Here is a 24851-nt window from a genome sequence, read left to right as displayed (position 1 = left end):
TCATGGCCGCGCCCTACCCTGGTGGCATGAAACGTCCCCTGACGGCCCTGCTGGGCCTGCTGCTCAGCGTGTCGGCCTGCGCCCAGTCGTCCAGCCCGTCCACCACGGCCCAGGCGCCCAATGTGGGGGCCGCCCCCAGCTTCACCATCCAGGCTCCGGAAGGCTTCAAGGTGTCGGTGTATGCCGACGGCTTCAAGGCCCCGCGGCTGCTGGCCGTGGCCCCCAACGGCGACATCTTCCTGAGCGACACCGGCGCCGGGACCGTGTATGTGCTGCCGGACCGCAACAAGGACGGCAAGCCGGACAGCAAGGCGGTGTTCGCCAGTGGGCTGTCCCAGCCGCACGGACTGGCCTTCCACGGCAACGCGCTGTACGTCGCCAACACCAACGCGGTGGTGCGCTTCCCGTACAAGTCCGGCGACCTGAAGGCCACCGGGCCGGCCGAAAAACTGGTGGACCTCCCGAGCGGGGCCGGCCACAGCACCCGCACGGTGGTGTTCGGGCCGGACGACCGGATGTACGTGGCGACGGGCAGCAGCTGTAATGTCTGCGAGGAGAGCGACCCCAAGCGCGCCGCCGTGTGGGTGTTTGACGCGGACGGCAAGAACGGCAAGGTGTACGCCAGCGGCCTGCGCAACAGTGTGGGCCTGGCGTGGCAGGGCACCACCCTCTACGCCTCCATGAACGGCCGGGACCAGCTGGGCGACAACGTGCCGCCCGAAGCGTTCTTCAAGCTGTCTGCCGGCGGCTTCTACGGGTGGCCGTACTGCTACACCCTGAACGGCGAGCAGACCTACGACAAGGACTTCGGGCGCAAGACGGCCGCGGTGTGCGACACCGCCAAGCCGGCCTTCGCCACCGTGACCGCCCACAGCGCGCCGCTGGGCATCAACTTCTACACCGGCAAGGCCTTCCCCAGCGCCTATCAGGGCATGCTGTTCGCGGCGCTGCACGGCTCGTGGAACCGCAGCGAGAAGAGCGGCTACAAGGTCGTGATGATTGATCCCAAGAGCGGCAAGGTGACCGACTTCCTGACCGGGTTCCTGAACGGCCAGCAGGTGAACGGCCGGCCGGTGGCGGTGGTGACGGCCGCCGACGGCTCGATGCTGCTGACCGACGACGGCAACGGCACGGTCTACCGCATCACCTATACGAAGTGATCCGGATTTAGTACATTAGAAGCATGAGCCAAGCAGCCCTCGGCCAACCGGAGAAACTCAACTGGGTGACGGTCCCCCTGATCGTGCTGATGGTGTTTCAGGTGCTGGCCGTGATTCTGGTGCCGCTGGTGTGGCCCCTGATCACCGCCATCCTGTCCGGCGACACCACGCTCGCCTCCCAGGACGTGCAGCTGGCCCGCACCGTGACCGGCAGCGCCATCGCGGTGGCGGAGGTGGTGCAGCTCATCATCCTGGTGTTCACGTTCCTGACCTACCGGGCTGTGGTGCAGGGGCGCAGCTGGGGGCGCATCGCGGCGGTCGTGCTGTTTGTGCTGAACATCCTGAATTTCCCCTTCGGAACGCTGCTGGCCGTGTTCGGGCTGATCGGCGCCTTTGACCCGGACGTCCAACGCTACTGCTCGCGCTAACCGACCAACAACGAACCGGGGCCACTGAAAGCAGTGGCCCCGGTGTCGTCTGAATCAGCGGAGCAGCCGGTCCACCGTCTGTTCCACCGTCAGCTCAGCCGTGTCCAGCACGGTCCAGCCGGCTTCCCGGTAGGCCTCCGGCGGCATGGCGGGGTACAGGGCCGCGATCAGGGGCGCCAGCGTGGCCGGCTCAAAGGCCTTGGTGAGCCGGGCAGCGTTGCGCGCCTGCGCCACCTCCAGCCCCGGCGCCAGAAAGACCCGGTGAACCTCCAGCCCCTCCAGCGCGGCCAGGAACAGCGCCGCATCCTGCGGGCACAGCACGTCGTCCACCGTCACCGCAAAGCCTGCCTCCGCGTACAGGCGGGCATGATGGGCCGCCGCCTGCCGGGCCAGCCGGAACTGGCGGTCGGTCTCCGGGTTGGGCGTCATGGACGGGTGCGAGATGCCCGAGACCACCAGTTCGCGCAGATCGTCCACCGGCAGGTGCAGGCCACGCGGGAAGCGGGTCAGCAGGGCGCGGCTCACGCTGCTCTTGCCGACCCCCGGGCATCCGGAGATGAGCCAGACCGGACCGGTCATTCCACGAACTGGCCGTCCTGCTGGAACACCTCGCCGTCCAGCAACACCTGTCCGCCTCCACGCAGGTCGCAGATCATGTCCCAGTGCAGCGCCGACTCGTTGAGGCCGCCGGTTTCCGGGTAGCTGCGGCCCAGTGCCAGATGCACGGTGCCGCCGATCTTCTCGTCGAAGAGGATGTTGCGGCTCGGCACCTGAATGCCGTAGTTGGTCCCGATGCCCAGCTCACCCAGGTACCGGGCGCCCTCGTCGGTGGCCAGCGACGCCTGCAACACATCGTCGCCCTCCTCGGCGCTCGCCTCCACCACCCGGCCCGCCTCGAAGCGCAGCCGGATGCCCTGCACGGTGCGCCCGCCCACGCTGGTGGGCAGGCCGTAGTAGATGTGCCCGGACGCTGACTGCTCGTGCGGCCCGGTGAACACCTCGCCGCTCGGCATGTTGCGCTTGCCGTCACTGTTGGCCCAGGTGCGCCCCTTGACGCTCATGGTCAGGTCGGTGTCTGGCCCCAGAATCCGCACCTGATCGGCCCGGCTCAGCCGCTCGATCAACCGCGCCTGCCGCTCGCGCACCCGCACCCACTCGGCCACCGGGTCCGGCGTGTTCAGGAACAACGCGTCGGCCACGAACCCCTCGTAGTCCGTCAGGGACATGCCGGCCGCCCCCGCCCCTTCCGGCGTGGGGAACAGCGTCAGGCTCCAGCGCCGCTGCGAGCGCAGCGCGCCGATGGGCGCCACCGTGCGGGCGTGGCGGGTACGGCGGTCCGGGTGGCTGTCGGTCACCGGCGGCTGCGGGGTCAGAATCCGCAGGGTGGCGTCGGTGGCCTCCATGTCGGCCACGTCGGCCGGGTGCAGGCTGTCCAGCAGCAGGTCGGACGCGTGGCGGTAGAAATCGTCCTGCTGGCCGGGGTATTCCAGCCGCAGCACCGGACGGGCACCCAGGCCCAGCAGTTCCCGGTGCAGCGCCTCCACCAGCGGCAGGGCCAGGGTGGTGGCCGACACCTGCACCCGCTGGCCCGGCTGGGCGTCCAGGCAGTAGCGGGCGAGCAGTTCGGCGTGCCGGACAGGATCGTACGGAGTTGCAGCCATACGGCAGGCTATCAGGCGGGCTGGGCAACGCGCCGCCGGCCCGCCTTGAGCGTTGCTATGCTTGGCCGCATGACGCTGGACCCCCGCCCGGAGATGGACCCCCGCCACACCGCCCGACTGACCATCAGCTGCCCGGACCAGCGCGGCATTGTGGCCGCCGTGTCGCAGTTCCTGCACAACCACGGGGCCAACATCATCCACAGTGACCAGCACAGCACCGATCCGCAGGGCGGAACCTTCTACATGCGGATGGAATTCCACCTGGACGGCCTAGACCTCGCCAAGGGGCAGTTCGAGCGCGCCTTCCAGCAGGTGGTGGCCGAGCCGTTCGGGATGGAGTGGCGGGTGTGGTACACCGCCGAGCCGAAGCGCATGGCCATCCTGGTCAGCCAGTACGACCACTGCTTCCTGGACCTGCTGTGGCGCCGCCGCCGGGGCGAGCTGGACGTGACGATTCCGATGGTCGTCAGCAACCACGAGGCGCTGCGCCGCGACGCGGAGATGTTCGACATCCCGTTCCACGTCGTGCCGGTGCGCAAGGACAGCAAGCCGCAGGCGGAGGCGGAACAGCTGGCGCTGCTGAAAGGCCAGTGCGACTTCGTGGTGCTGGCGCGCTACATGCAGATTCTCAGCGGCGACTTCCTGCGCGAGGTGGGCGTGCCGGTCATCAACATCCACCACTCGTTCCTGCCGGCCTTCATCGGGGCCAACCCCTACCGCGCCGCCCATGTGCGCGGCGTGAAGCTGGTGGGCGCCACCGCCCACTACGTGACCGAGGAACTGGACGCCGGCCCGATCATCGAGCAGGACGTGGCCCGGGTCACGCACCGGGAGACGCCCGAGACGCTGATGCGGCTGGGCCGGGACGTGGAGCGGCAGGTGCTGGCCCGGGCCGTCAAGGCGCACGTGGAGGACCGGGTGCTGGTGCACGGCAACAAGACGGTGGTGTTCTGAGTCGGACGCAACTGCATGAAGTTGCACCACTTATGTATAATTTTGCCCTATGACGCGCAGCGCCTCCCCCAAGTCCAAGAGTAAAAAAGCCCAGCAACCGCCGCAACCGTTTCTGCACACCCCGGACAGCCTGCCCGCCCCGGTGATGGCCGGCCGTGATTTTTTAAGCAACCTGGACACCAGCCCGGAAGAACTGCGGGCGATTCTGGACACTGCGGCCAGCATGAAGCGCGGCGAGTGGCGGAATGTCAAACCGCTGCAGGGCCTGAGCCTGGCGCTGCTGTTCGAGAAGGCTAGCCTTCGGACCCGCACCACCTTCGATGTGGGCATGTACCAGCTGGGCGGCCACGCCATCACGCTGTCCAACCAGGAAATCGGGCTGGGCACCCGCGAGCGCGTCTCGGACGTGGCGCGCAACCTGGAGCGCTGGGTGGACGGCATCATGGGCCGCGTCTACCTGCAGCACACCCTGCACGAACTGGCCGACCATGCCGAGGTGCCGGTCATCAACGGCCTGTCGGACATGCTGCACCCGGTTCAGCTGCTGGCGGACTACCAGACCATCGAGGAAACGGTGGGCCCGGTGCAGGGCAAACGGGTGGTCTACATCGGAGACGGCAACAACCTCGCCAACAGCCACATTCACATGGGCGTGCTGACCGGCGCCGACGTGACCATCGTGACCCCGGTGGGCTTCGAGCCGAACGGCGCGGTGCTGATGGACGCGGTTCGGCGCGGCGCCAGCGTGACGCTCACCAGCGACCTCGCGGCCGTGGACGGCGCCGACGTGCTGTACACCGACGTGTGGATCAGCATGGGGCAGGAGGAGGACGGCGCCCGCCGACGCCGGGCCTTCCAGGGCTATCAGGTCACCCCACAGATGCTGGAACGGATTGCCCCGCAGGGCATCTTCCTGCACTGTCTGCCGGCCCACTACGGCGAGGAGACGGTGCCGGAGGCGACCGAGCACCCCAAGAGCCGCGTCTTCGATCAGGCCGAGAACCGGCTGCACGCCCAGAAGGCGCTGCTGTACCACGTGATGGGCCAGATGAAGCCGCGCTGGTAAGCAGGATGGTCACCGACAGCTGGACCATCCGGAGTTCACGGTTGCTGCTGCGCCCGCTGCAGCAGCACGACGCTCCCGTCCTGGCCCGCTACCGCAACGACCCGCAGGTGGCGGCCTTCCAGGCCTGGCCGCTGCCCTACACCCTGGAGCAGGCCCAGGCGCTGATTGAGGCGATGCAGGGCCGCGCTCCGGGCGACGAGGGCTGGGTCCAGATCGCCGTGACGCTGACCAGTACCGGTCAGCTGATGGGCGACGTGGCGCTGAGAACCTTCGACCGAGGGGCCGGGGGGCAGGCGGAAGTGGGGGTCACGCTCTCGCCGGAGGCCCAGGGTCAGGGGTACGCTCAGGAGGCGCTGACGGCCCTGCTGGGCCACGTGTTCGGAACACTTCGGCTGCACCGGGTGTCCGCCAGCATCGACCCACGCAACGAGGGGGTGCGCCGGTTGCTGGAGCGATTGGGCTTCCGGCACGAGGGCACGCAGCTGCAGAGCTACTGGCACCGTGGCACCTGGACCGACGACGCCATCTACGCTCTGCTGAGAGAGGAATGGAACACGTGAAGACGCCACGCATCTTTATTGACGGAGAGGCCGGCACCACCGGCCTGCAGATCCGCGCGCGGCTGGAGGGCCGCCAGGACATCGAATTGCTGAGCATCGCCCCGGAGCGGCGCAAGGACCCGGAGGCGCGGCGCGAGCTGCTGAACAGCGCTGACGTGGCCATCCTGTGCCTGCACGATGATCTGGCCCGCGAGGCGGTGACGCTGGTCGAGAACCCCACCACCCGGATTCTGGACGCCTCGTCCGCCCACCGGGTCAGCGACGGCTGGGTGTACGGCTTTCCCGAGCTGACGGCGGGCCAGCCGGAGGCCATCAGGTCCTCCGCCCGGGTCAGCAATCCCGGCTGCTACAGCACCGGAGCGATCGCGCTGCTCCGTCCGCTGACCGAAGCCGGCCTGCTCCCGCCCGAGTATCCGGTGAGCGTGGCGGGCTTCAGCGGCTACAGTGGCGGGGGCCGGGCATTGGTGGACGCTCACGAGCAGGGCACCGAGCACCCGATGGGCGGCCCGTTCAAGAGCTACGGCCTGCAGCTGAGCCACAAGCATGTCCCGGAGATGCAGCGCTACGGCGGCCTGAGCTTTGCGCCGCTCTTCGCCCCGAACGTGGGCGGCTGGCGCCAGGGAATGATCGTGCAGGTGCCGGTCCACCTGCGCCTGATCGGGCAGACGGCGGAGCAGCTGCATGCGGCGTTGGCGCAGCACTACCGGGGGCAACCCTATGTGCACGTGATGCCCTTCAGCAACGAACCGGCGATCCTGGACCCACAGGCGCTGAACGACACCAACCAGATGCAGCTGTTCGTGTACAGCAATCCGGCCACGGAGCAGGCGCTGCTGGTGGCCCGGCTGGACAACCTGGGCAAAGGCGCAAGCGGCGCGGCCGTACAGAACCTGGAGCTGATGCTGGGCCTGCAGGTCAGAGACAGCGTGGATGCAGGGGCAGCCCTGGCGTAGAGCGTATGAAAACGGAAGCCGGCCACCCGGTAAATCGGCCGGCTTCCGTTTTCATACGGATGAAGACCGGTACACTCTGCCCCTGCAGCACGCTGGCTCTCAAAAAGCTGCAACGGCCACACAACTGCGAATCAGATCAATCTGCCCGGCTGCACCGGGACGCCACATTACTGGCCTGCACCGCTGAGGGCACACCGGCCGCAGGCTCATCGTCTCCCCTTCCACTGCTTGAATACCGCCTCACCTCAACGACGGCGGCAGCCGGGTGGCCCTTCAAAGCCATAGACCGCCGCGCACCCCAGACGCGGCCCGCCGCTAGACTGGGCGGCATGAAGTTTCCGCAGGGATTCCGCTCCGCCGCCCTCGCCGCCGGGATCAAGCCGAGCGGCAAGACCGACCTCTCGTGCGTGGTGAGCGACCGGCCGTGCAGCTGGGCGTTTGCCGGCACCCGCAGCACCACCGCCGCCGCCTGTGTCACCCGCAACCGCGAGGTGTACGCGTCCACCCGGCCGGTGAGGGCCATCGTGGTGAACGCCGGCAACGCCAACGCCGCGACCGGGCGTCAGGGTGCCCGGGACAACCGCGACATGGCCGAGGCCGCTGAGAGTGTCTTCGAGCTGCCGCGTGACGCCGCACTGACCGCCAGTACCGGCATCATCGGCCACCTGCTGCCGATGGACCGGGTGCTGAGCGGCCTGGAGCACCTGCCGGACGATCTAAGCGACGACGTGGGTGCCTTCGCGACAGCGATCATGACCACCGATACGCGGCCCAAGACGGCCACCGCGACCCTCAGCAGCGGCGCGCAGATCGTGGGGACTGCCAAGGGCAGTGGCATGATTCACCCGGACATGGCCACCATGTTCGCCTTCGCCTTTAGCGACGCGCAGGTGGATCAGGCGGCGCTGCGCGAGGCGTTTCCCGGTATCGTCAGCCGCACCTTCAATGCGGTCACGGTAGACGGCGATACCAGCACCAACGACATGGCGGTGGCCATCTGCAACGGGGCGGCCGGCGAGGTGGACCTGGCGGAGTTTCTGACGGCCCTGGAAACGGTCATGCGGGATCTGGCCCGTCAGATCGCCGCCGACGGCGAGGGGGCCACCAAACTGCTGACCGTGCAGGTGAGCGGCGCAGCCAGCGAGCAGGAGGCGCTCACCGCCGCCCGCACCTGCTGCGTGTCGCCGCTGCTCAAGAGTGCGGTGCACGGCAACGATCCGAACTGGGGCCGGGTGATCATGGCGGTGGGTCGCAGCGGGGCCGCCGTGAACGTCGAGGCGATGACGGTCAGCGTGCAGGGCGTGCCGGTGTTTGCCGGAAAGCCGCTGGATTACGATGCCCGGGCCGTGTCGGAGAGCATGAAGGCCGAGGAGGTGGTGTTCGAGGTGAACCTGGGCGCAGGTGAGGCCCACGGCGAAGCCTGGGGCTGCGACCTGAGCGGCGACTACGTGGTGATCAACGCCGAATACACCACCTGACGCACACCGGGCCAGCAGCCGGGACCATCTCTGCCCGGCCCATACAGCGGGGCGCGGCCAATCTTTGAACGAATGCCGCGCCGCTTGAGAACGGCAGTGCCAGGACTGTTCCCTCCTCACCGGTCGACCTGTTCAGCTCTGTGTAGGTCAACCCCGCTTGAGCCTGCCGGCGTGGCACCAGGGCCTCCCCCCGCCACCATTGGCCGGGGGCTTTTCCCTTACCCTGTTCTCCATGACCAAGGCCGCCGAACTGAAGCTCCCCGACGTGTACCCTGTCTCGGATATTCCCTGGAACCAGATTCCCAGCCCGGCCTTCGTGCTGGACGAGTCGCGGCTGCGGCGCAACCTGAGCCTGATCTCGCAGGTGCAGGAGCGCAGCGGCGCCCAGATCATCGTGGCGTTCAAGGGCTTTTCGATGTGGAGCACCTTTCCGGTGCTGCGTGAGTACGGCATCACCGGCGCCACCGCCAGCAGCCTGAACGAGGCGATCCTGGCCCGCGAGGAGATGCAGGGTGAGGTGCACGTGTACGCGCCCGCCTACAGCGACGAGGACTTCCCGCGCATCCTGGAGCTGGCCGACCACCTGACCTTCAACAGCTTCTCGCAGTGGAGCCGCTTCCGTCCGCAGGTGGAGGCGGCCCGCCGGGCCGGCAAGCAGGTGCATATCGGCATCCGCATCAACCCGGAATACGCCGAGGTGGAAACGGACCTCTACAACCCGGCCGGTCCCTTCTCGCGGCTGGGCGTCACGCAGCGCGAGTTCCGCCCGGACCTGCTGGACGGCGTGGACGGCCTGCACTTCCACAGCCTGTGCGAGAAGGACAGCGACACGCTGGAGCGCACCCTGGAGGTCATCGAGCGCAACTTCGGGGAGTGGCTGCCGCAGATGCGCTGGGTGAACTTCGGCGGCGGGCACCTGATGACGCGGGCCGGCTACGATATCGAGCGGCTGGTGCGGGTGGTGCGGGCCTTCCGCGAGCGCTGGAACGTGCAGGTGATCCTGGAGCCGGGCAGCGCCTTCGGGTGGCAGACCGGCTGGCTGGTCAGCAGCGTGCTGGACGTGGTGCACAACGTCAAGGACAGCGTGCTGCTGGACGTCTCGGTGTCGGCGCACATGCCGGACGTGCTGGAGATGCCGTACCGCCCGCGTGTGCTGGGGGCTGGGGAGCCGGGCGAATCCACCCACGATTACCTGCTGGGCGGCACCACCTGCCTCGCCGGGGACGTGGTGGGCGAATACAGCTTCCCCGAGCGGCTGGCGGTGGGCGACCGGGTGGTGTTCGACGACATGATCCACTACACGATGGTCAAGACGACCTTCTTCAACGGCGTGAAGCACCCGGACATCGGGGTGTGGCGCCAGGACGGCCACTATGAGGTGATCCGCACCTTCGGGTACGAGCAGTTCCGGGACAAGCTGAGCTGAGGGCCGCCCACTGGCCGGCAGGGGCACACGCTACACTCCAGCCATATGTACCTATTTGTGCTCTCGCTCCATAACGTGCTGCGCTGGGCGGTGCTGATCGCGGCGGTGTATGCGCTGGCCCGCACGCTGCCCGGCGTGGGCGGTGGCCGCGCCTGGACCGGCCGGGAAGCTGTGGCCGCCCGGGTGTACACCAGCCTCACTCACCTGCAACTGGTGGTGGGGCTGGCCCTCTATCTGGGCCTCTCTCCGTACATGCGGACGGTGTTGGACAATTTCGGGGCGGCCATGAAGCAGGACCAGTCACGCTTCTTCGCGGTGGAGCACAGCACCGGCATGATCGTGGCCGTGGTGTTCGCAACGCTGGGCAGCAGCCTGAGCCGGCGCGCGTCCGGCGACCAGCGCAAGTACCGGGTGGCCAGCCTGTGGTTCGGCCTGAGCCTGCTCGTGATGCTGCTCCTGATTCCCTGGTGGCGCCCGCTGCTGCGGCTGTTCGGGGTGGACGTGCCGGGCGTCGGCGGGTGAGCACCGCCCTGCGCAGCGAGACCTCCACCCGGGAACGGGCGCTGGCCCAGGCGGCCCAGCTGTTCACCGAGCGTGGGTACCACGGCGTCAGCATGCGCGAAGTGGCGCAGGCGGTGGGCGTCACCAAACCAGCCCTCTACCACCACTTCGTAGACAAGGACGCGCTGTTCCTGGCGGTGCTGGAGGAGTCGTTGGAAGGCCTGATGGCGCTGCTGCAGCGGGCCAGCACCCAGGTGACCCTGCCAGAGCAGCTGGGCTGCCTGCTGACCGACCTGCTCAGCACCGCCAGCCAGCAACGGGTGGGGCTGAAACTGGCGGGCGAACTGGGCCACATCGAGCCGGCCCGGCGGCTGGCTTTCGAGCAGGCGTACCGGCGTGGCTGGCTGGGCGGCGTGAACGCGCTGCTGGATCAGGCGGTGCAGGCGGGGCAGCTGAGGGCCGACCTCCCGTCCCAGACCCTGACCCGCGCCCTGATGGGCATGGTGTACCCGCTGGTCACGGCCGGACACCCGGTCCCGGACCCTGGAGGCACCGCCCGGGCGCTGCTCAGCATCTTTCTGGACGGTGCCGGCACACGGTAAAGCCTGAATGTGCAGGTCCTTGAGCAGATTCTTGGGAACGGTGGTCCACCTGCCCCAGAGCATGAAGTCCGGAGACACACCTGTTGAACCCCCTTGATTTCGGCTGGATTACTCAACCTAAAGCGTAGCTGGCGTTCGGAACCCTCTTCCTGCTGGAAGTGATTCTGGGCATCGACAAAGGTATTTTCATCTCGCTGCCGGCCGAGCAGCAGGCGCGTGCCTGGACCATCGGCCTGCCGGGCGCCATGGTGATGCGGGTGCTACTGCTGTTTTTGGTGGCGTGGCTGGCCCGCCTGACCGAGCCGATCATCAGCGTGCTGGGCCTAGCCTTTTCTGGCCGCGACCTGATTCTGCTGGCCGGCGGCCTGTTCCTGCTGTACAAGGCCGGCAGCGAGATGCACGAACAGCTGGAGGGTGACCACCGGGCGGCCGAGGCCCAGGGCCGCGCCCGGTTCGGCAGCGTCATCGCCCAGATCATGCTGTTCGCGGCCGGTCCGATCGGTCAGTGTGTGCAGGCGCATCCCACCGTCCGGATGCTGGCCCTGGCCTTCCTGCTGATGATGGGCGTGCATCTGGGGGCCGAGGGGCGGGGCTTCCATATCCCCGAGCGCTCCACCTCTTTCGCGATGGTTCGCGATGGTCTTTGCGGTGATGGTGGAACTGCTGAACCTGCGGGTCCGGCGCGGCAGTGCGGCCGGGTGAGGCGGCCAACACTTTAGAGCTGATGGATGTTCGCAGCTTCGCTCACGGCGGCCGACCCGCAGGCGCTCTAGCCTGCCGGGCATGGCCCGCTCTCCCCTGCCGCTCTCGGTACAGCACCCTGCACCGTCCAGCCTGCCCGAGATCAGCCGGCGGCTCGCCGAGCAGTACCTGCCGCTCCCGCCCCTACCCAGCGTCAGCCGTGAACCGCTGGACGGCCTGATCCGCACCATCCTGTCGCAGCAGAACGTCGCGCCGATCACCCGGCGGCAGTTTGAGGGCCTCAAGGCGGCCTATCCCCGCTGGGAGGCAGCGCTGGCCGACGGCCCGGACGGCATCGAAACTACCCTGAGGGCCGCGGGCGGCGGGCTGGCGCGGGTCAAGGCGCAGGCCATCTGGGGCACGCTGAATCAGCTGGAGGAGCAGCGTGGGGAGCTGAGCCTGAGGGACACCCGGCAGCTGCCGGACCAGGCGGTGAGGTCCCTGCTGGAAGGGCTGCCGGGCGTGGGCATGAAGACCGCCTCCTGCGTGCTGCTGTTCGATCTGGCGCGGCCGGCCATGCCGGTCGACACACACATTGACCGGATCTCCAAACGCCTGGAACTGCTGCCCACACAGTGGAACGCCGTCAAGGTGGAGCGCTGGTATGACGAGGTGCTTCCGCGCCAATGGCAGGACCGCTACACCTTCCACGTCTCCATGATCCGGCATGGCCAGCAGACCTGCCGCGCGCAGAGGCCCCGCTGTGAGTTGTGCGTTCTGCAGGACCTGTGCCCGAGCGCCGGACTGGTGTTGGAGGGGAGCGGCTGAAGACCGGCTTGGTTCCCCTGGTACTAGGCACACTTGTTCCTTTGTTGCATCATGCACAGGCAACGATGGCTGGTACTTGGCCACGACGTTCTTGAGGTTTACTGATGCACAGAGCCCTGACCACCCTCGTCCTCCTGATCTGCTTCTCCACAGCTCAGGCCACCCTCCCGCATTGTCAGGCCGCACTGGATCCAAACTCTTACAGCAGTGCACCACACAATGCCATCGTAGAAGTGAATGACGATGGAAGTATTGTAGTTCAGCATGACCTGACCTCTTTCACTCCTCAGCCAGAGGTCATGGCAGATTTTGAAAGATTTTATGCTGAGATGAGCAGCCGCAACAAAACCTTTGCCTTCTTCCCTCTTTACAACCGGGCTATAGATTTCAGCAGTGAAAGGCCCGACTTTCGTGGCGATGAATCTATCACGGCTTATCAGCATTACGTTGCCGACCTGAAGAAGATCGGCCTATACGTACCGGATCTGATCCGATTGCGCCGCCGGACCGGTACGGCCTTCCTAAAGCAGGATAACCACTGGACGAACGATTTTGCGAAAGTCGTGGCCGATAATATCGCCCAGCACATCAGAACCTGGCCTGGATATGCCGCTCTTGATCACCACCGAGTGGTTCTCCAGCGTGATCTGACCAGCTTCATCGGTGCTTACGGCAGTTCGCTCGCGCATGCCTGTCAGGCACATGTCGCAGACGAAATGCAGCCGCGGTATGTGGCCACCGTCAGGCGAGATCTGCTCAGCGACAGTGAGCCTCAGGTTGTTGTTTTAGGTTCAAGTAACATGAGCAGAGGCAGCGAGCAGTCATTTGAGGCGGAACTTGAGTACGACCTGCGGGCGCAGGTTGTGAATTTTGGTGTAGTCAGCGGAGACTTTGAGGCGGCCATGGAGAATTATCTGGATTCTCCGGCTTACGCATACACAGGTCCCCAGTACGTGGTGTGGGAATCGCCTGGCCCGATCTGGAAACCAGACTTCTTCCGGCGTGAGATCGCGCGCGCCAAAGGCGTATGTCAGAGCCCGCTGTTTACCGTGACCACCCAGAATGGGAGTCAGACTCTGTCTACTCCGCTGCAACTGGGGCCACAGGACTACCTGGCGCTCATAGGTGACGGGCCTGGCATGTTCGAGGCCAGTGTGACGCTGAATGGTGCCGTCACCTTGGCCCTCTCCAAACATCCTATGTCCGAAAACAACTCCCGGCTATTCGTCGAGGTAGGCCGGCCGGTCAGCGTCTCCAGGTTACAGATCGACAGCCCCTACCTCGGCCACATGACCCTAAGCGTCTGCAGGGGCTGACTTCGACCTTTTACTGCGCCCGGCGCTTCACCGTGTTGCCCGCCGAATCGCGGACCTCGATGTCAGCAAACTGGCCGGTGGTCTCCGCGTAGAATTCCACCCGCGCGCCCGGCGTGATGTTCAGCCGGGTTCCGTCCACACTGACCTGCGCCACCCGCAGGTTGTCGGCGGCCACACCCGATACCCGGATCACCTTGCCGTCGCGTTCCAGCTGCGTCACGGTGACGGCGGGCGCCACCCGGTCCACCCGCACCGGCAGCGTCAGGCTGGTGACGTTGCCCGACAGATCGGTGGCCTCAATGCGGTAGTCGGCACTGGTGCCGGACACCAGGGTCTTGAAGGAAAACGGCTCGATCTTCTCGCTGCCGGCCAGCCGCACCTGAACGCCCTGCACCTTTAGCGAACGCACGCCTTTGTCGTCCAGCACATACCCCTTGACCACAAAACTGGTCTGGGAGGTGGCCCCACCGCCGTCCGGCACCGTGATCACGATGCGCGGCTTGAAGGTGTCCTGCCGGGGGGCGCAGGCGGCGAGCAGGGCGGGGAGCAACAGGAGCGGGACGCGGCGCATGGGCGCAGTATAGGGGCGCGGCCTCCGGCGGGTGCCGGGCCACCCCTGCTATATTCCGGGGCGTGCAAGGAGCGATCAGGTGATACTGCCAGCTGGAACCCGTGATGTGCTGCCGCCCGAATGGGCCTGGCGCGAGCATCTGCGGCAGCGTGTGGCGGCGCAGTTCTCGGCCTGGGGCTATCAGGGCGTCGAGCTGCCCGCCCTGGAACTGCAGGACCACGCGCACCCGCAGGACACCCTGGCCTTCAAGCTGATTGACCGGGGCGGCGAGGTGCTGGCCCTGCGCAGCGAATTCACCACAGCAGTGCAGCGGCTGGCCCAGGCACGCTATCCGCAGGGACCGTTTCCGCTGCGGCTGCAGTATGGCGGCCGGCTGTGGCTGCGCGGCCTGAACAGCGAACTGGGGCGCCTGCGTGAGTTCACCCAGCTGGGCGTCGAGCTGATCGGGGTCAGCACCGCCCAGGCCGACGCTGAGCTGATGGAACTGGCGCTCAGCACGCTGGCCAGCGTGGGCGTGAATGGGCAGCTGGAAGTGGGCCACCCCGGCTTTCTGGATGCCATTCTGGCGGACGCCGGGCTGGCGGGTCCGGTGCGCGATCAGCTGCACCGGGTCATCGACCGCAAGAGCGGCCCGGACCTCTCCGCACTGATTCAGCGGGAGGGCCTGAGCCGCGAGCTGGAGCAGACGCTCAACACCGTGCTGGAGCTGTACGGCGGCTCCGAGGTGCTGGCGGAGGCCGGCCGGCTGACGCTGGGCCGCCAGGCCCACGCCGCCCTTCAGCACCTGCAGCAGGTGGCCCACCTGTTCGGCCCGGAGCGGCTGCTGTTCGACCTGGGTATGTCCAGGCGATACGGCTACTACAGCGGCTTCACCTTCCGCGCCTATGTGGAGGGCTCGCCCCGGCAGGTGCTGGGCGGCGGGCGCTACGACGCCGGGCTGCCGGGTGCGGGCTTTGCCATCGGGCTGGAGCGGCTCACCGAGGTGGCGGCCCACAGCCTGCCGCCCGAACCGGAGGTGGTGCTGGCGCTGGACCTGCCGGGCGCCGAGTACGCCCGGTCCGGCGGTCTGGTGGCCGAGCTGGCCTGGACCGACGACCCGGCCGCACTGGGCCACTACGCCCGGCAGCGCGGCATCCGGCGGGCCGTGCGCGGGCAGACGCTGGACGACGTGAGCCGGCTGCTGGGCGGGCCGGCATGAGCGAGACCCTGACCATCGCGCTGCCCAAGGGCCGCATTTTCGAGGAGGGCATCGCCCTGCTCCAGCAGGCCGGGCTGCCGCTGCATCTACCGGAAAAGAGCCGCGCCCTGCAGTGGCGCATGGGCCACGTGACGTTGCTGGAACTGCGCAATCAGGACGTGCCGGTGTACGTGGACCTGGGGATCGCGGATGCGGGCATCGTGGGCAAGGACGTGCTGGCCGAGTCGGGCCGGGCGGTCTACGAACCGCTGGACCTGGGCTTCTCGCGCTGCCGCCTGTCGCTGATCCGCGAGGTCGGGGCGACGGGGCCGATTGGCCGGCTGGCCAGCAAGTACCCGAACCTGAGCCGACGCTGGCTGCAGGAACGCGGGCTGAGCGCCGAGGTGGTCAAGCTGAGCGGCAACATCGAACTGGCGGCCCTGACCGGCCTGGCCGACGCGGTGGTGGACCTGGTGCAGACCGGCAGCACCCTGCGCGCCAACCACCTGGAGGAGGTGGAGGTGCTGATGCACTCCAGTGCCCGGCTGGTGGTGAACCGCACTGCCCTGAAGCTAAAGCGCGATCAGCTGCGCCCGCTGATCGGCCGCCTGCGCGAGCTGACCGGCACCACCTCCGCTCCGTGACGGGCGGTCTGCTGGGGCGGCTGACCAATGCCAGCGTGCTGGAGGCCGCCCGGCGTTTTGTGGGGCCAGGCGTGGTACCGGAGCCGGTCAACCTCGGCGTCAATCACGTCTACCGCTGCGCGGATCTGGCGCTCCGCTTCACCCACAGCGGCATGCGCGACGAAGCGTACCTGACGCCACCGCTCGCGTGGCTGCGGCATCTGGAGCAGGCGGGCGCGCCGGTCTGCGCGCCACGCGCCTCGCGGAACGGAAAGCTCATTGAACAGCTCCAGCAGGACGACGACACGTTTCTGGTGACGGCGGTGCAGTGGGTCACCGGGCCCCGCCTGTCGGCCCTGACCCCCACGGAGGACCTGTATCACGCGTTCGGCCGCAGCATCGGTCAGCTGCACCGGCTGACCGAATACTTTGCCCTGCCGCCCGGCACGGCCCCGATGATCTTCGCCGAGCAGCGCCGGCCGTTTCCCGAATGGGCCGAGCTGTGGCACCGGGCCGCCCCGGACGCGGCCGGACATCCGACGCTGCGGCGCGCCTTCGAGCGGCTGACGCCAGAGGTGGACCGCTGGAGCAACTCGGGCGCCGGGTTCGGCCTGATGCACGGCGACCTGCGCCCGGGGAACGCCATCTGGGACGGCCAGCGTGCCGTCATCATCGATTTCGACGAGCCGGTCTGGGCCCCGCTCGCCAACGATCTGGCCCGGGCGGCCCTGGAACTCAGCGAACCGGTGGCCGCACGGCTCCTGCCCCACCTGATCGCGGGGTACCGCACGGAGCTGCGGCTGGAGGAGGTCTGGGTGGAGCGGCTGCCGCTGCTGACGGCCGCCCGCTGCGCCCTGATGGCAGCCTGGAGCGTGGGCGACGGCAGCAGTCAGGCCAGCCGCGGCAGTGGTGCGGTGGTGTCGGTGGACCGGCTGGTCCAGCGGCTGGAGCGCTGGCTGACCGGGTCGCCGGACCGGGCCTAGGCGGCCTTCACTTCCTTGTCCTCAAGGTCGGCTGCCGCGCTGTACTTGTTGGCCAGCACGAAGAAGGTGGGCGCCCACAGCCCCACAAAGATGCCGAAACGCTCGCCGTGCGCCTGACGGTCCGGGTCGGCGTCCTGCCCGCCGCTGGCCGCCCAGATGCCGATGGAAGCGAAAATCGAGCTGAATCCCAGCACGGTCAGCAGGTTGGAAAGGGTCCGGTTGTTCATGTGCAGCTCCCTCGCCCGTGACCGCGCCGGCGCGTGCCCGCTGCACGCGCCCGCCGGCCTGCCGGGTCTGGAGTCAGGGTGACCTGCCCGCTGGAACAACTCTGAATGGTTCGCTACCGTGTGCGTCCAAAGAGCAGCCCAGCCCTCATTCCTGCGCCAGCGCCCGCCCGATGCGCGTGAGCGCCTCCTCCAGAATCTCGGGGCTGGTCGCGAAATTCAGGCGCACGAACCCCTGATACCCGTCTCCAAAGGGCGGCCCGTCGTTGAGCGCCACCTTCGCCTCGCTCAGCAGGAAGGCCTGCATGTCGGCGGCGCGCGGATGGCGGGTCAGGTCCAGCCACGCCAGATAGGTCGCCTCCGGCGGGCTGTAGCGCAGCAGCGGCACGGTGGCGGCCCAGGCGGTCACCCGGTCGCGGTTCTGACGCAGCTGATCCAGCACCGCCGCCAGCCAGGCGCCGTCGTCCTGCAGGGCGGCCCGCCACATCGTGACGCTCATCGCCGAGGGGTGGCCCATCACGCCCGCCGAGGCCTGCGTGACCCGGTCCAGCAGCGCCAGGTTGTGGCTGTACATCGCGCCGATGCCCAGCCCCGCCGTGTTGTACGCCTTGCACGGCCCGGTCACGGTCAGCGTGCGCTGCTCCAGCTCCGGGCTGATGGTCACGAACGGCGTGTGCGGGCCCTGGAACGACAGGTCGGCGTGCAGCTCATCCGAGACCACCCACAGCCGGTGACGCAGCGCGAAGGCCGCCAGCCCGGCCAGTTCCTCGCGGGTCCAGACCCGCCCGGTGGGGTTGTGCGGGTGGCACAGCATCAGCAGCCGGGTGGCCGGCGTGACCGCCTGCTCCAGCGCCGCCCAGTCGATGTCCCAGCCGAGCTCGCCCTGCAGGAGCGGCACCGTCCGGGCGGTGCGCCCGTGGTCACGGATGGCCGACAGGAACGGCGGATAGATCGGGGTGAAGCTCAGCACGTCGTCGCCCGGCGCGGTCAGGCCCAGCACCGCCGCGTACAGCCCCGGCACCACGCCCGGCAGGAAACGCATGCCGCCTTCCGGCAGTGGCGGCACGCCCTGCTGCTCCAGCCGCGCCCCCAGCAGCCGGGTCAGGTCCGGGTCGCCGCGCAGCAGGTGATAACCCAGACCGTGTTCCAGCCGGTCTTTCAGGGCCGCCACGATGGACGGCGCCGGCGCGAAGTCCATGTCGGCCACCCACAGCGGCAGCACCTCCTGCGGGTAGAGCGTCCATTTGTAGCTGTCGGGGTGGCGCAGCACCTCGGGCGTCAGCGTGAAGGAGGTCATGGCGGCAGTCTAAACCGGCGCCGCCGGACGGGGGTACCATGGGGCCCATGCCCATCCGAGCTGTGCTGTTTGACCGAGATGACACCATCGCCGTGACCGACCGCGGCGTCTTCCGCGAGGCGGCGCAGTGGACCGCCCAGCGCGTGGGGCAGGACCCGCGCGAGGTGGGCGAGGCGCTGCAGCAGCTGTGGGCCGACACGCCCAGCTGGTGGGACCTGCGCACTGAAGCCGACGAGACGCGCTACTGGCAGGCCTACCTGGAGCGGCTGGCCCAGCAGCTGAACGTGCCGGTCTCGCGGCTGGACGGCTACCTGGACGCCTGGCCGTATCACCGCTACTTCCGCCCGGTCCCGGAGGCCCGCGAGGTGCTCACGGCCCTGAGACGGCGCGGCCTGAAGACCGGGGTGCTGAGCAACACCTTTCCGTCCATCCGGGCCTCGCTGGAGGCCACGCAGCTGGACGACCTGATCGACGTGGCCATCAGCACCTGCGCGGCGGGCGTTCACAAGCCGGAGGCCGGGGCCTTCCTGTACGCGGCGGCCCAGCTGCAGCTGCCCCCGGCCGACATCCTGTTCATCGACGACCGGCTGGAGAACGTGGAAGCGGCCCGGCAGGTGGGCATGGCGGCCGAGCTGATCGACCTGAAGCGGCAGACGCCCGGCGCGCTGCACCAGCTGAGCGACGTGCTGCAGGTTGTCGAGACGGAGCTGGCCGGCGCATGAGGGTCTTCGACGCGCATCTGGATCTGGCGTACAACGCGGGGCTGGGCCGCGACCTGACGCTCAGCCTCTCCGACCTGCGGGCCCAGGACCCGGTGGCGGGTGAAACGGCCTGCGTCACCTTTTCGGAACTGCAGCGTGCGGGCGTGGCCGCCTGCTTCGCCACCCTGTTCGCCGCGCCCGCCGGCCCCGAGACCCCACTCGGCTACGAAACGTGGCAGGGCGCGCGGCGGCAGGCGGTGGCGCAGCTGGACCAGTACCGGCGCTGGGAGGACCAGGGCCATGTGCGGCTGCTGCGCTCCGGCACCGAGGTGCGCGAGCACGTGCGCGACTGGGACGACACCCGGCCGCTGGGCGTGGTGCTGCTGATGGAGGGCGCCGATCCGCTGCGCGACGCGGGCGACCTGCCGGAGTGGGTGGACGCGGGCGTGCGGCTGATCGGCCCGGCGTGGCGGCGCACCCGCTACGCCGGCGGCACCGACGAGCCCGGACCGCTGACCGACCGGGGCGAGGACCTGCTAGTGGCGATGCGTGAACTGGGGGTGGCGCTGGACGCCTCGCACCTGGACGACGCGTCGTTCTGGCAGGCCATCGAACTGCAGCCGCTGGTGATGGCCAGCCACAGCAACAGCCGGGCGCTGGTGCCGGGCAACCGCCACCTCTCGGACGACATGGCCCGCGCCATCTTCGAGCGCGGGGGGGTGGTGGGGCTGGTGGCGCCGAGCATGTTCATCCGGGCCGGCTGGGCCGTGGGCGACACGCGGGCCAGCGCGTCAGAGTGGGCCGCCCACGCCGAACACTACGCGCAGCTCGGCTCGTGGCGGCAGGTGGGGCTGGGCACCGACCTGGACGGCGGCTTCGGCATCGAGAAGGGGCCTGACTTCCTGAACCGCTACGCCGACGTGCTGAACGTGCTGGACGCCCTGCCTGAAGCGGAGCGGCCGAGGGTGGCCGGGGGCAACTGGCTGCGCTGGATCGAGAGGAACCTGAAATGACCGACACCGTCTCCCCCCTGGACCGACGAATTCATGCCCATCATCCGGAGCGCCGCACCGCCGACGCGGCCCTGATTCCGCAGCTGGAGGGCGAGTGGACCGCCCTGTCTCCCACGCCCGCTTGGGCGGACGACCTGCTGAGCCTGCGTGCCTCACCCGACGAGACCGCCGCTCAGGTGAGCGAGGCGCTGCCCGGCGAGCGCATGGAACTGCTGGAAGTGCTGCCGGGCGGCTGGAGCTGGGTGCGGACCACCCACGACAGCTACCTGGGCTATGCCCGCAGCAGCGGCCTGAGCACCACCCCGCCGACGCTGAGCGTGCCGGTCACGGTGCTGCGCGGCCACGTGTACGCCGCGCCGCGTATTCAGGCGCAGGTGCTGGGCCGGCTCGGGTACGGCGCGGTGCTCTCGGTGCAGCAGCCGGAGCCGGAGCAGCACGGCGCGTACCGCTGGTGGCGGGTGCGGTACGGCGGCACGGACGGCTATGTCCGCACCAGTGTCACCGAGCCGCAGCAGACGCCGGGCGCGGACCTGCTGCACAAGTTCCTGGGCGTGCCGTACCTGTGGGGCGGGCGCAGCGCCTGGGGCATCGACTGCAGCGGCCTGATGCAGCTGGCCAGCGGCTACCCGCTCCCCCGCGACGCCGACCAGCAGCAGGCGTACCTGAGCCCGGTGGACACCCCGCAGGCCGGCGATCTGGTGTTCTTTCCCGGGCACGTGGGCTACATGCTGGATGAGCGCCGGGTGCTGCACGCCAACGCCACGCACATGGCCGTGAGCATCGAGACGCTGGGCGAGGGCGAGTACGGTCGGCAGCTGGCTGACTCCGTCTCCGGCTACGGCCGCATGACGCCGGAGCTGTGGGCCGCGCAGCTGGAGCAGGCATGACCCTCCACACCGAGACGCTGGAACTGCACACCCGGCAGCCGTTCGGCATCGCGCGCTGGACCCACAGCGCCTACCCGCGCACCTTCGTGACGTTTGAACAGGACGGCCTGACCGGGCGCGGCGAGGCGGCGCCCAACGCCTTCTACGGCGAGACCCGCACCACACTTGAAGCGGTGCTACCGTCCCTGACTGCCGCGCTCACCGACCCCTGGGACTGGGACGGCCTGAAGGCCCGCATGGACGCCACCTTTCCCCACGATCACCCCAGCGCCAAGTGCGCGGTCTCGATGGCGGCGCTGGAGTGGTGCGCGCGGGCGTCGGGCGTCCCGGTCTGGCGACTGCTGGGCCTGTCGCCCAGCCGGGTGCCGGAGAGCAGCTACACCGTCAGCCTCGCGGAGCTGCCGGACATGCGCCAGCAGGCCCGAGACGCGGTGGAGCGCGGGCACCGCGTGCTGAAGGTCAAGCTCGGCACCGACCGGGACGTGCAGATCATCGAGGCGCTGCGCGAGGAGGCGCCCGGCACGGCCCTCCGGGTGGACGCCAACGCCGCCTGGACCCGGCCGCAGGCGCGCCGGATGCTGGCGGTGCTGGACGCGGCGGGCGTGGAGCTGGTGGAGCAGCCGCTGGCCGCCCACGACCTGGAGGGCCACCGGGAGCTGCGCCGGCACAGCCGGGTGCCGATCATGGCCGACGAGAGCCTGCATCACGTCTCGGACGTGCCGGCGCTGGCCGAGTGCTTCGACGCCGTGAACCTGAAGCTGGCCAAGCTGGGCGGCCCGCTGCGGACCCTGGAGGCGCTACGCACCGCCCGCGCGCTGGGCATGAGCGTGATGATGGGCTGCATGATCGAGAGCAGCCTGGGCATCGCGGCGGGGGTGGCGCTGGCGGGCCTGTGCGACTGGGCTGACCTGGACGGCGCGCTGCTGCTGGCCGACGATCCGTATCACGGCCTGCACTGGGAAGCCGGACACGTGACGCGGCCCCAGGCCCCCGGCTGGGGCGTCGAGCGGACCGGCGCGTGACCCGCCCGCGCCCGGAGGTGGCCATCCTGGGCGCCGGCAACCGGGGCGGCCAGGTCTACGCCCAGCACATCACGGCACTGGGGGGGCAGGTCCGCTACCTGGTGGAGCCGGACAAGGCGCGCCGGGAGCAGATCGCGGCGCGGTACGGCGTGCCGGCCGACCAGTGCCTGAGCGACTGGACCCGCTTCTTTGCCCTGGGTCGGGTGGCCGACGCGGTGGTGATCGCCACCCCCGACACCCAGCATGTGGAGCCGGCGCTGCTGGCGCTGGCGCTCGGCTACCACGTGCTGCTGGAAAAACCCATCGCCCTGAGCGAGCCGGACCTGGACCGGCTGCTGGACGCCGAGCGGCACTCCAGCGGCTCGGTGACGGTCTGTCACGTGCTGCGCCACACGCCGTTTTTTCAGACGGTGCGGATGGTGCTGGACTCGGGCCGGCTCGGTCAGCTGGTGGGCATCACCCACGCCGAGAACGTGGCGCACTGGCACTACGCGCACAGCTTCGTGCGCGGCAACTGGCGCAGTTCGCCGCCGTCCGCGCCGTTCATTCTGGCCAAGAGCAGCCATGACCTGGACCTGCTGTGCTGGTTCGCCGGGGCCGCCCCAGCCTGGATCATGTCGGACGGGGCGCTGCATCATTTCCGGCCAGAGCATCGCCCGGAGAACGCGACCGACCGCTGCGTGGACTGCCCGGTGATGGCCTGTCCGTCGGACGCGCGGCTAATCTATCTGAAGCGCCCGGCCAATACCTGGCCCAACACGGCTGTCAGCCACCGCGGCGACATGCTGGGCGTGCTGAACGCCCTGCGTGAAGGCCCGTACGGCGAATGCGCCTACCTGGGCCGCAACAACCAGCCGGACCATCAGACGGCCTTGATTCACTTCCACAACGGGGTACAGGCCAGCCTGACGGTCAGCGCCTTCACCCACAACAACACCCGCACCCTGAAGCTGCTGGGCAGCAAGGGCGAGCTGCGCGGCCAGATGGAACTGGGCGAGCTGGAGTTTCACGACTTCGGCACCGGGACGGTCCAGCAGCTGTCGGCCAGCGCGGAGGGAAACCACGGCGGCGGCGACCTGGGACTGGTGGAACGCTGGCTGGCCTTCGTGCGCGGCGCGGCGGCGCAGCCCACGCCGCTGGCCGAGTCGCTGGCGTCCCACCGGCTGGCCTTCGCCGCCGAGCGCTCCCGGCTCAGCGCCACGGTGCAGCACCTGGGCCCTGAGGGAAGCCCGACAGTTGGTGCAGGGACTGGCCGGTAGCCTGAAGGCATGAACATCGCGGTGATCGGGGCGGCCGGCGGGGTGGGCCGGCTGGTGGTGCAACAGCTGGTGGAGCAGGGCCACGGCGTTCGCGCGCTGGTCCGGCGCCCAGAGCAGGGGGCCGACCTGTCCCAACTGGGCGCCGTCAGCGTGCCGGGCGACCTGACCGGCGAGTGGCGTGCCGTTCTGGACGGCACCGACGCGGTGGTGTGGGCTGCCGGGGCCGGCACCTCCGGCGACTTCCGGCGCATCGACAACGAGGCGCTGGTGCAGCTGGTTCGGCAGCTGGAAGCGGACGGTCCCGTGCGGCTGGTGGTGGTCAGCAGCATGGGCGTGGACCGCCCGGAGCAGATGCCGCCCTTTCTGCTGGAGGTGCTGCGCGCCAAGGCGGTTTCGGACGCGGCCGTGCAGGCCAGCCGGCTCGCGTTCACCATCGTGCGGCCGGGCGGCCTGAACAACGAGCCGGCCAGCGGCCGACGTCACGGTCGCGGCGCAGGCGCCGCGCGGCATGATTTCGCGCACGGACGTGGCCGCCGTGGTGGTGGCGTGCCTGCACCAGCCGGGGACCGTGGGCCACACCTTCGAGGTGGTGGCGGGCGAGACGCCGGTGGCCCAGGCGGTGGACCAGCTCACCACTCAGTCCTGAGCCGGGCTAGCGCTGGCGACTCGCCCAGGCATCCCGCTGGGTCATGGCCTGCTGCCGGGCCGCGTCCCAGAAGGTCGCCTCTGCCCGGCTCAGCATCTGCACCTGAGCCGCCCTGGTCTCCAGCGGCGTCAAGGGCCGGGGGGACGCTCTCTCCAGCCTCAGCAGCAAGGGGCGGTCTGCACCGGCCAGCGCCAACAGGACCTCACTGGCCCGGCTGTTCAGGAAGGCCTCGACCAGCTGGCCATAGCGGTGGCCCAGCTGCTGCAGCTCCGCCACGCTGGCCGCATAGACCCACGCCCCGGACGCACCCAGGCGACCCAGAAAGCCGCTCCACTCGCTGCTGAACACCGCCTCCAGCAGCTCCTCCGGGCGGCCCGGTGGGAGCCAAGGTCGGGCCGCGCGCAGGTCCGGCACCAGCTCCTCTTCCCGCGACAGCAACCGGGCGAGCGCGGCGACGTCGGCCGACCGGCCCACGTCGTGCAGCTCGGCCAGGCCGGCCAGCGCGGCGTAGGACGTGGCCTTGCCCGGCTCGGGAGCCGGACCGGGGAGGCCCAGCACGGTCCAGGCCAGCGCGTGCAACTCCGGGACCGGGCGGTCTGCTCCAGCCTGCCTCAGCACCTCCTGCAGGGCGAGCAGCGGCTGATCTGTCCTGACCGCCTCCACCAGCCGCGGTTGAAGCGCAGGGGGAAAGTCCTGCAGCGAGGTCGGTGCCGGGCTCACCGGGTGGTCCCGGCGCCGTCGTCGGGCGGCCATGCCCTGACCGGGCCGCTGTTGTTCTGCCAGCTCTCCATGGCAAGATCATGCCGCAGGAAACCGCGCCAGTGCACCACAGGA

28 protein-coding genes and 1 pseudogene are annotated in these 24851 nt (G+C 69.1%); 23 read left to right on the top strand and 6 right to left on the bottom strand.

Annotated features, from left to right (window positions below; all coding sequences use genetic code 11):
• Nucleotides 1–26: 26 nt before the first annotated feature.
• On the top strand, nucleotides 27–1160 hold the full coding sequence (locus tag ABOD76_RS17175) for a PQQ-dependent sugar dehydrogenase (RefSeq protein ID WP_350243179.1): 1134 nt from the start codon (nucleotides 27–29) through the stop codon (nucleotides 1158–1160).
• A 23-nt stretch (nucleotides 1161–1183) separates the two neighbouring features.
• Nucleotides 1184–1588, top strand: a complete 405-nt coding sequence (locus ABOD76_RS17170; RefSeq protein ID WP_350243178.1) for a hypothetical protein — start codon at nucleotides 1184–1186, stop codon at nucleotides 1586–1588.
• 54 nt (nucleotides 1589–1642) lie between these two features.
• Here the strand turns inward: ABOD76_RS17170 and ABOD76_RS17165 are convergent, their stop codons facing one another.
• Together ABOD76_RS17165 and ABOD76_RS17160 are read right to left on the bottom strand one after the other, a co-directional pair.
• A complete protein-coding gene (locus ABOD76_RS17165; protein ID WP_350243177.1) occupies nucleotides 1643–2167 on the bottom strand; it encodes an AAA family ATPase in 525 nt (174 codons plus the stop codon).
• The gene (locus ABOD76_RS17160; RefSeq protein ID WP_350243176.1) at nucleotides 2164–3249 is read right to left on the bottom strand and encodes an aminopeptidase; all 1086 of its coding nucleotides are present in this window, start codon (nucleotides 3247–3249) and stop codon (nucleotides 2164–2166) included. The genes ABOD76_RS17165 and ABOD76_RS17160 overlap by 4 nt, the downstream gene beginning before the upstream one ends.
• Nucleotides 3250–3318: 69 nt before the next feature.
• On the opposite strand from ABOD76_RS17160, the gene purU reads away from it, so the two are divergent.
• The 11 genes from purU to ABOD76_RS17105 all read left to right on the top strand — a co-directional run bounded on the left by purU (nucleotide 3319) and on the right by ABOD76_RS17105 (nucleotide 13614).
• Entirely contained in the window at nucleotides 3319–4203 is an 885-nt protein-coding gene (gene purU / locus ABOD76_RS17155) for a formyltetrahydrofolate deformylase (RefSeq protein WP_350243175.1), read from the top strand.
• A 49-nt stretch (nucleotides 4204–4252) separates the two neighbouring features.
• Complete coding sequence (argF, locus tag ABOD76_RS17150; protein WP_380129700.1) at nucleotides 4253–5269, top strand: ornithine carbamoyltransferase; 1017 nt, start codon at nucleotides 4253–4255, stop codon at nucleotides 5267–5269.
• Between the two features lie 5 nt (nucleotides 5270–5274).
• Nucleotides 5275–5829: a GNAT family N-acetyltransferase gene (locus tag ABOD76_RS17145; protein ID WP_350243174.1), complete on the top strand. Its 555-nt coding sequence runs from the start codon at nucleotides 5275–5277 to the stop codon at nucleotides 5827–5829.
• Nucleotides 5826–6782, top strand: a complete 957-nt coding sequence (gene argC, locus ABOD76_RS17140) for an N-acetyl-gamma-glutamyl-phosphate reductase (protein WP_350243173.1) — start codon at nucleotides 5826–5828, stop codon at nucleotides 6780–6782. The genes ABOD76_RS17145 and argC overlap by 4 nt, the downstream gene beginning before the upstream one ends.
• Nucleotides 6783–7111: 329 nt before the next feature.
• Nucleotides 7112–8260 (top strand): bifunctional glutamate N-acetyltransferase/amino-acid acetyltransferase ArgJ, encoded by a 1149-nt coding sequence (gene argJ / locus ABOD76_RS17135; protein WP_350243172.1) that lies wholly within the window; start codon nucleotides 7112–7114, stop codon nucleotides 8258–8260.
• Nucleotides 8261–8492: 232 nt separating this feature from the next.
• Nucleotides 8493–9686 (top strand): carboxynorspermidine decarboxylase, encoded by a 1194-nt coding sequence (gene nspC, locus ABOD76_RS17130; protein ID WP_350243171.1) that lies wholly within the window; start codon nucleotides 8493–8495, stop codon nucleotides 9684–9686.
• Nucleotides 9687–9731: 45 nt separating this feature from the next.
• Entirely contained in the window at nucleotides 9732–10208 is a 477-nt protein-coding gene (locus ABOD76_RS17125; RefSeq protein WP_350243170.1) for a hypothetical protein, read from the top strand.
• Nucleotides 10205–10789, top strand: coding sequence for a TetR/AcrR family transcriptional regulator (locus ABOD76_RS17120; RefSeq protein WP_350243169.1), 585 nt, complete (start codon nucleotides 10205–10207; stop codon nucleotides 10787–10789). The genes ABOD76_RS17125 and ABOD76_RS17120 overlap by 4 nt, the downstream gene beginning before the upstream one ends.
• Before the next feature lie 158 nt (nucleotides 10790–10947).
• Nucleotides 10948–11508, top strand: a complete 561-nt coding sequence (locus ABOD76_RS17115; protein ID WP_350243168.1) for a TerC family protein — start codon at nucleotides 10948–10950, stop codon at nucleotides 11506–11508.
• A gap of 64 nt (nucleotides 11509–11572) precedes the next feature.
• Entirely contained in the window at nucleotides 11573–12298 is a 726-nt protein-coding gene (locus tag ABOD76_RS17110) for an endonuclease III domain-containing protein (RefSeq protein ID WP_350243167.1), read from the top strand.
• A 104-nt stretch (nucleotides 12299–12402) separates the two neighbouring features.
• Nucleotides 12403–13614: an alginate O-acetyltransferase AlgX-related protein gene (locus ABOD76_RS17105; RefSeq protein WP_350243166.1), complete on the top strand. Its 1212-nt coding sequence runs from the start codon at nucleotides 12403–12405 to the stop codon at nucleotides 13612–13614.
• 10 nt (nucleotides 13615–13624) lie between these two features.
• On the opposite strand, the gene ABOD76_RS17100 is transcribed toward ABOD76_RS17105, so the two are convergent.
• Nucleotides 13625–14185 (bottom strand): hypothetical protein, encoded by a 561-nt coding sequence (locus ABOD76_RS17100; protein ID WP_350243165.1) that lies wholly within the window; start codon nucleotides 14183–14185, stop codon nucleotides 13625–13627.
• A gap of 106 nt (nucleotides 14186–14291) precedes the next feature.
• On the opposite strand from ABOD76_RS17100, the gene ABOD76_RS17095 reads away from it, so the two are divergent.
• Genes ABOD76_RS17095 through ABOD76_RS17085 form a run of 3 tightly spaced genes read left to right on the top strand, consistent with a single transcriptional unit; the run spans nucleotide 14292 to nucleotide 16968 of the window.
• Nucleotides 14292–15383 (top strand): ATP phosphoribosyltransferase regulatory subunit, encoded by a 1092-nt coding sequence (locus ABOD76_RS17095; RefSeq protein ID WP_350243164.1) that lies wholly within the window; start codon nucleotides 14292–14294, stop codon nucleotides 15381–15383.
• Entirely contained in the window at nucleotides 15380–16006 is a 627-nt protein-coding gene (gene hisG / locus ABOD76_RS17090; RefSeq protein ID WP_350243163.1) for an ATP phosphoribosyltransferase, read from the top strand. Before ABOD76_RS17095 ends, hisG begins: the two co-directional genes overlap by 4 nt.
• On the top strand, nucleotides 16003–16968 hold the full coding sequence (locus tag ABOD76_RS17085; protein ID WP_350243162.1) for a phosphotransferase enzyme family protein: 966 nt from the start codon (nucleotides 16003–16005) through the stop codon (nucleotides 16966–16968). The genes hisG and ABOD76_RS17085 overlap by 4 nt, the downstream gene beginning before the upstream one ends.
• Here ABOD76_RS17085 and ABOD76_RS17080 read toward each other — a convergent pair.
• Together ABOD76_RS17080 and ABOD76_RS17075 are read right to left on the bottom strand one after the other, a co-directional pair.
• Complete coding sequence (locus ABOD76_RS17080; protein ID WP_350243161.1) at nucleotides 16965–17195, bottom strand: hypothetical protein; 231 nt, start codon at nucleotides 17193–17195, stop codon at nucleotides 16965–16967. The two genes, ABOD76_RS17085 and ABOD76_RS17080, sit on opposite strands and share 4 nt — an antisense overlap.
• Nucleotides 17196–17340: 145 nt before the next feature.
• Nucleotides 17341–18489 carry a MalY/PatB family protein gene (locus ABOD76_RS17075; RefSeq protein WP_350243160.1) on the bottom strand — a complete coding sequence of 383 codons (1149 nt, stop codon included), beginning with the start codon at nucleotides 18487–18489 and terminating at the stop codon, nucleotides 17341–17343.
• Between the two features lie 47 nt (nucleotides 18490–18536).
• Between ABOD76_RS17075 and ABOD76_RS17070 the strand changes: the two genes are divergently transcribed.
• The 7 genes and pseudogenes from ABOD76_RS17070 (at nucleotide 18537) to ABOD76_RS17040 (ending at nucleotide 24017) form a co-directional block, all read left to right on the top strand.
• Complete coding sequence (locus tag ABOD76_RS17070) at nucleotides 18537–19211, top strand: HAD family hydrolase (protein WP_350243159.1); 675 nt, start codon at nucleotides 18537–18539, stop codon at nucleotides 19209–19211.
• Complete coding sequence (locus tag ABOD76_RS17065; protein ID WP_350243158.1) at nucleotides 19208–20203, top strand: dipeptidase; 996 nt, start codon at nucleotides 19208–19210, stop codon at nucleotides 20201–20203. Before ABOD76_RS17070 ends, ABOD76_RS17065 begins: the two co-directional genes overlap by 4 nt.
• Nucleotides 20200–21090, top strand: coding sequence for an SH3 domain-containing protein (locus ABOD76_RS17060; protein ID WP_350243157.1), 891 nt, complete (start codon nucleotides 20200–20202; stop codon nucleotides 21088–21090). Before ABOD76_RS17065 ends, ABOD76_RS17060 begins: the two co-directional genes overlap by 4 nt.
• Nucleotides 21087–22112 (top strand): dipeptide epimerase, encoded by a 1026-nt coding sequence (locus ABOD76_RS17055; RefSeq protein WP_350243156.1) that lies wholly within the window; start codon nucleotides 21087–21089, stop codon nucleotides 22110–22112. The genes ABOD76_RS17060 and ABOD76_RS17055 overlap by 4 nt, the downstream gene beginning before the upstream one ends.
• Complete coding sequence (locus ABOD76_RS17050; protein ID WP_350243155.1) at nucleotides 22109–23371, top strand: Gfo/Idh/MocA family protein; 1263 nt, start codon at nucleotides 22109–22111, stop codon at nucleotides 23369–23371. Before ABOD76_RS17055 ends, ABOD76_RS17050 begins: the two co-directional genes overlap by 4 nt.
• Before the next feature lie 9 nt (nucleotides 23372–23380).
• Nucleotides 23381–23803: pseudogene (locus ABOD76_RS17045) on the top strand (NAD(P)H-binding protein); the annotation flags it as partial.
• A gap of 76 nt (nucleotides 23804–23879) precedes the next feature.
• On the top strand, nucleotides 23880–24017 hold the full coding sequence (locus ABOD76_RS17040) for a hypothetical protein (protein WP_350243154.1): 138 nt from the start codon (nucleotides 23880–23882) through the stop codon (nucleotides 24015–24017).
• A 6-nt stretch (nucleotides 24018–24023) separates the two neighbouring features.
• Here the strand turns inward: ABOD76_RS17040 and ABOD76_RS17035 are convergent, their stop codons facing one another.
• Complete coding sequence (locus ABOD76_RS17035) at nucleotides 24024–24770, bottom strand: hypothetical protein (RefSeq protein ID WP_350243153.1); 747 nt, start codon at nucleotides 24768–24770, stop codon at nucleotides 24024–24026.
• Between the last annotated feature and the right edge of the window lie 81 nt (nucleotides 24771–24851).

This window comes from Deinococcus sonorensis KR-87, assembly GCF_040256395.1.
GTDB lineage: Bacteria > Deinococcota > Deinococci > Deinococcales > Deinococcaceae > Deinococcus > Deinococcus sonorensis.
Note: the sequence above shows the minus strand (reverse complement) of the source record. Positions and strands in the feature narration are given on the sequence as shown.

Excerpts from the sequence above, each read along its gene's own strand:
- ABOD76_RS17070 (WP_350243159.1), top strand. The coding sequence starts at position 18,537 with ATGCCCATCCGAGCTGTGCTGTTTGACCGAGATGACACCATCGCCGTG.
- ABOD76_RS17100 (WP_350243165.1), bottom strand. The coding sequence starts at position 14,185 with ATGCGCCGCGTCCCGCTCCTGTTGCTCCCCGCCCTGCTCGCCGCCTGC.
- ABOD76_RS17080 (WP_350243161.1), bottom strand. The coding sequence starts at position 17,195 with ATGAACAACCGGACCCTTTCCAACCTGCTGACCGTGCTGGGATTCAGC.
- hisG (WP_350243163.1), top strand. The coding sequence starts at position 15,380 with ATGAGCGAGACCCTGACCATCGCGCTGCCCAAGGGCCGCATTTTCGAG.
- ABOD76_RS17055 (WP_350243156.1), top strand. The coding sequence starts at position 21,087 with ATGACCCTCCACACCGAGACGCTGGAACTGCACACCCGGCAGCCGTTC.
- ABOD76_RS17060 (WP_350243157.1), top strand. The coding sequence starts at position 20,200 with ATGACCGACACCGTCTCCCCCCTGGACCGACGAATTCATGCCCATCAT.
- ABOD76_RS17160 (WP_350243176.1), bottom strand. The coding sequence starts at position 3,249 with ATGGCTGCAACTCCGTACGATCCTGTCCGGCACGCCGAACTGCTCGCC.
- ABOD76_RS17165 (WP_350243177.1), bottom strand. The coding sequence starts at position 2,167 with ATGACCGGTCCGGTCTGGCTCATCTCCGGATGCCCGGGGGTCGGCAAG.
- ABOD76_RS17065 (WP_350243158.1), top strand. The coding sequence starts at position 19,208 with ATGAGGGTCTTCGACGCGCATCTGGATCTGGCGTACAACGCGGGGCTG.
- ABOD76_RS17040 (WP_350243154.1), top strand. The coding sequence starts at position 23,880 with ATGATTTCGCGCACGGACGTGGCCGCCGTGGTGGTGGCGTGCCTGCAC.
- ABOD76_RS17125 (WP_350243170.1), top strand. The coding sequence starts at position 9,732 with ATGTACCTATTTGTGCTCTCGCTCCATAACGTGCTGCGCTGGGCGGTG.
- ABOD76_RS17110 (WP_350243167.1), top strand. The coding sequence starts at position 11,573 with ATGGCCCGCTCTCCCCTGCCGCTCTCGGTACAGCACCCTGCACCGTCC.
- nspC (WP_350243171.1), top strand. The coding sequence starts at position 8,493 with ATGACCAAGGCCGCCGAACTGAAGCTCCCCGACGTGTACCCTGTCTCG.
- ABOD76_RS17145 (WP_350243174.1), top strand. The coding sequence starts at position 5,275 with ATGGTCACCGACAGCTGGACCATCCGGAGTTCACGGTTGCTGCTGCGC.
- ABOD76_RS17175 (WP_350243179.1), top strand. The coding sequence starts at position 27 with ATGAAACGTCCCCTGACGGCCCTGCTGGGCCTGCTGCTCAGCGTGTCG.
- ABOD76_RS17035 (WP_350243153.1), bottom strand. The coding sequence starts at position 24,770 with ATGGCCGCCCGACGACGGCGCCGGGACCACCCGGTGAGCCCGGCACCG.
- ABOD76_RS17075 (WP_350243160.1), bottom strand. The coding sequence starts at position 18,489 with ATGACCTCCTTCACGCTGACGCCCGAGGTGCTGCGCCACCCCGACAGC.
- purU (WP_350243175.1), top strand. The coding sequence starts at position 3,319 with ATGACGCTGGACCCCCGCCCGGAGATGGACCCCCGCCACACCGCCCGA.
- argJ (WP_350243172.1), top strand. The coding sequence starts at position 7,112 with ATGAAGTTTCCGCAGGGATTCCGCTCCGCCGCCCTCGCCGCCGGGATC.
- ABOD76_RS17170 (WP_350243178.1), top strand. The coding sequence starts at position 1,184 with ATGAGCCAAGCAGCCCTCGGCCAACCGGAGAAACTCAACTGGGTGACG.
- argF (WP_380129700.1), top strand. The coding sequence starts at position 4,253 with ATGACGCGCAGCGCCTCCCCCAAGTCCAAGAGTAAAAAAGCCCAGCAA.
- ABOD76_RS17105 (WP_350243166.1), top strand. The coding sequence starts at position 12,403 with ATGCACAGAGCCCTGACCACCCTCGTCCTCCTGATCTGCTTCTCCACA.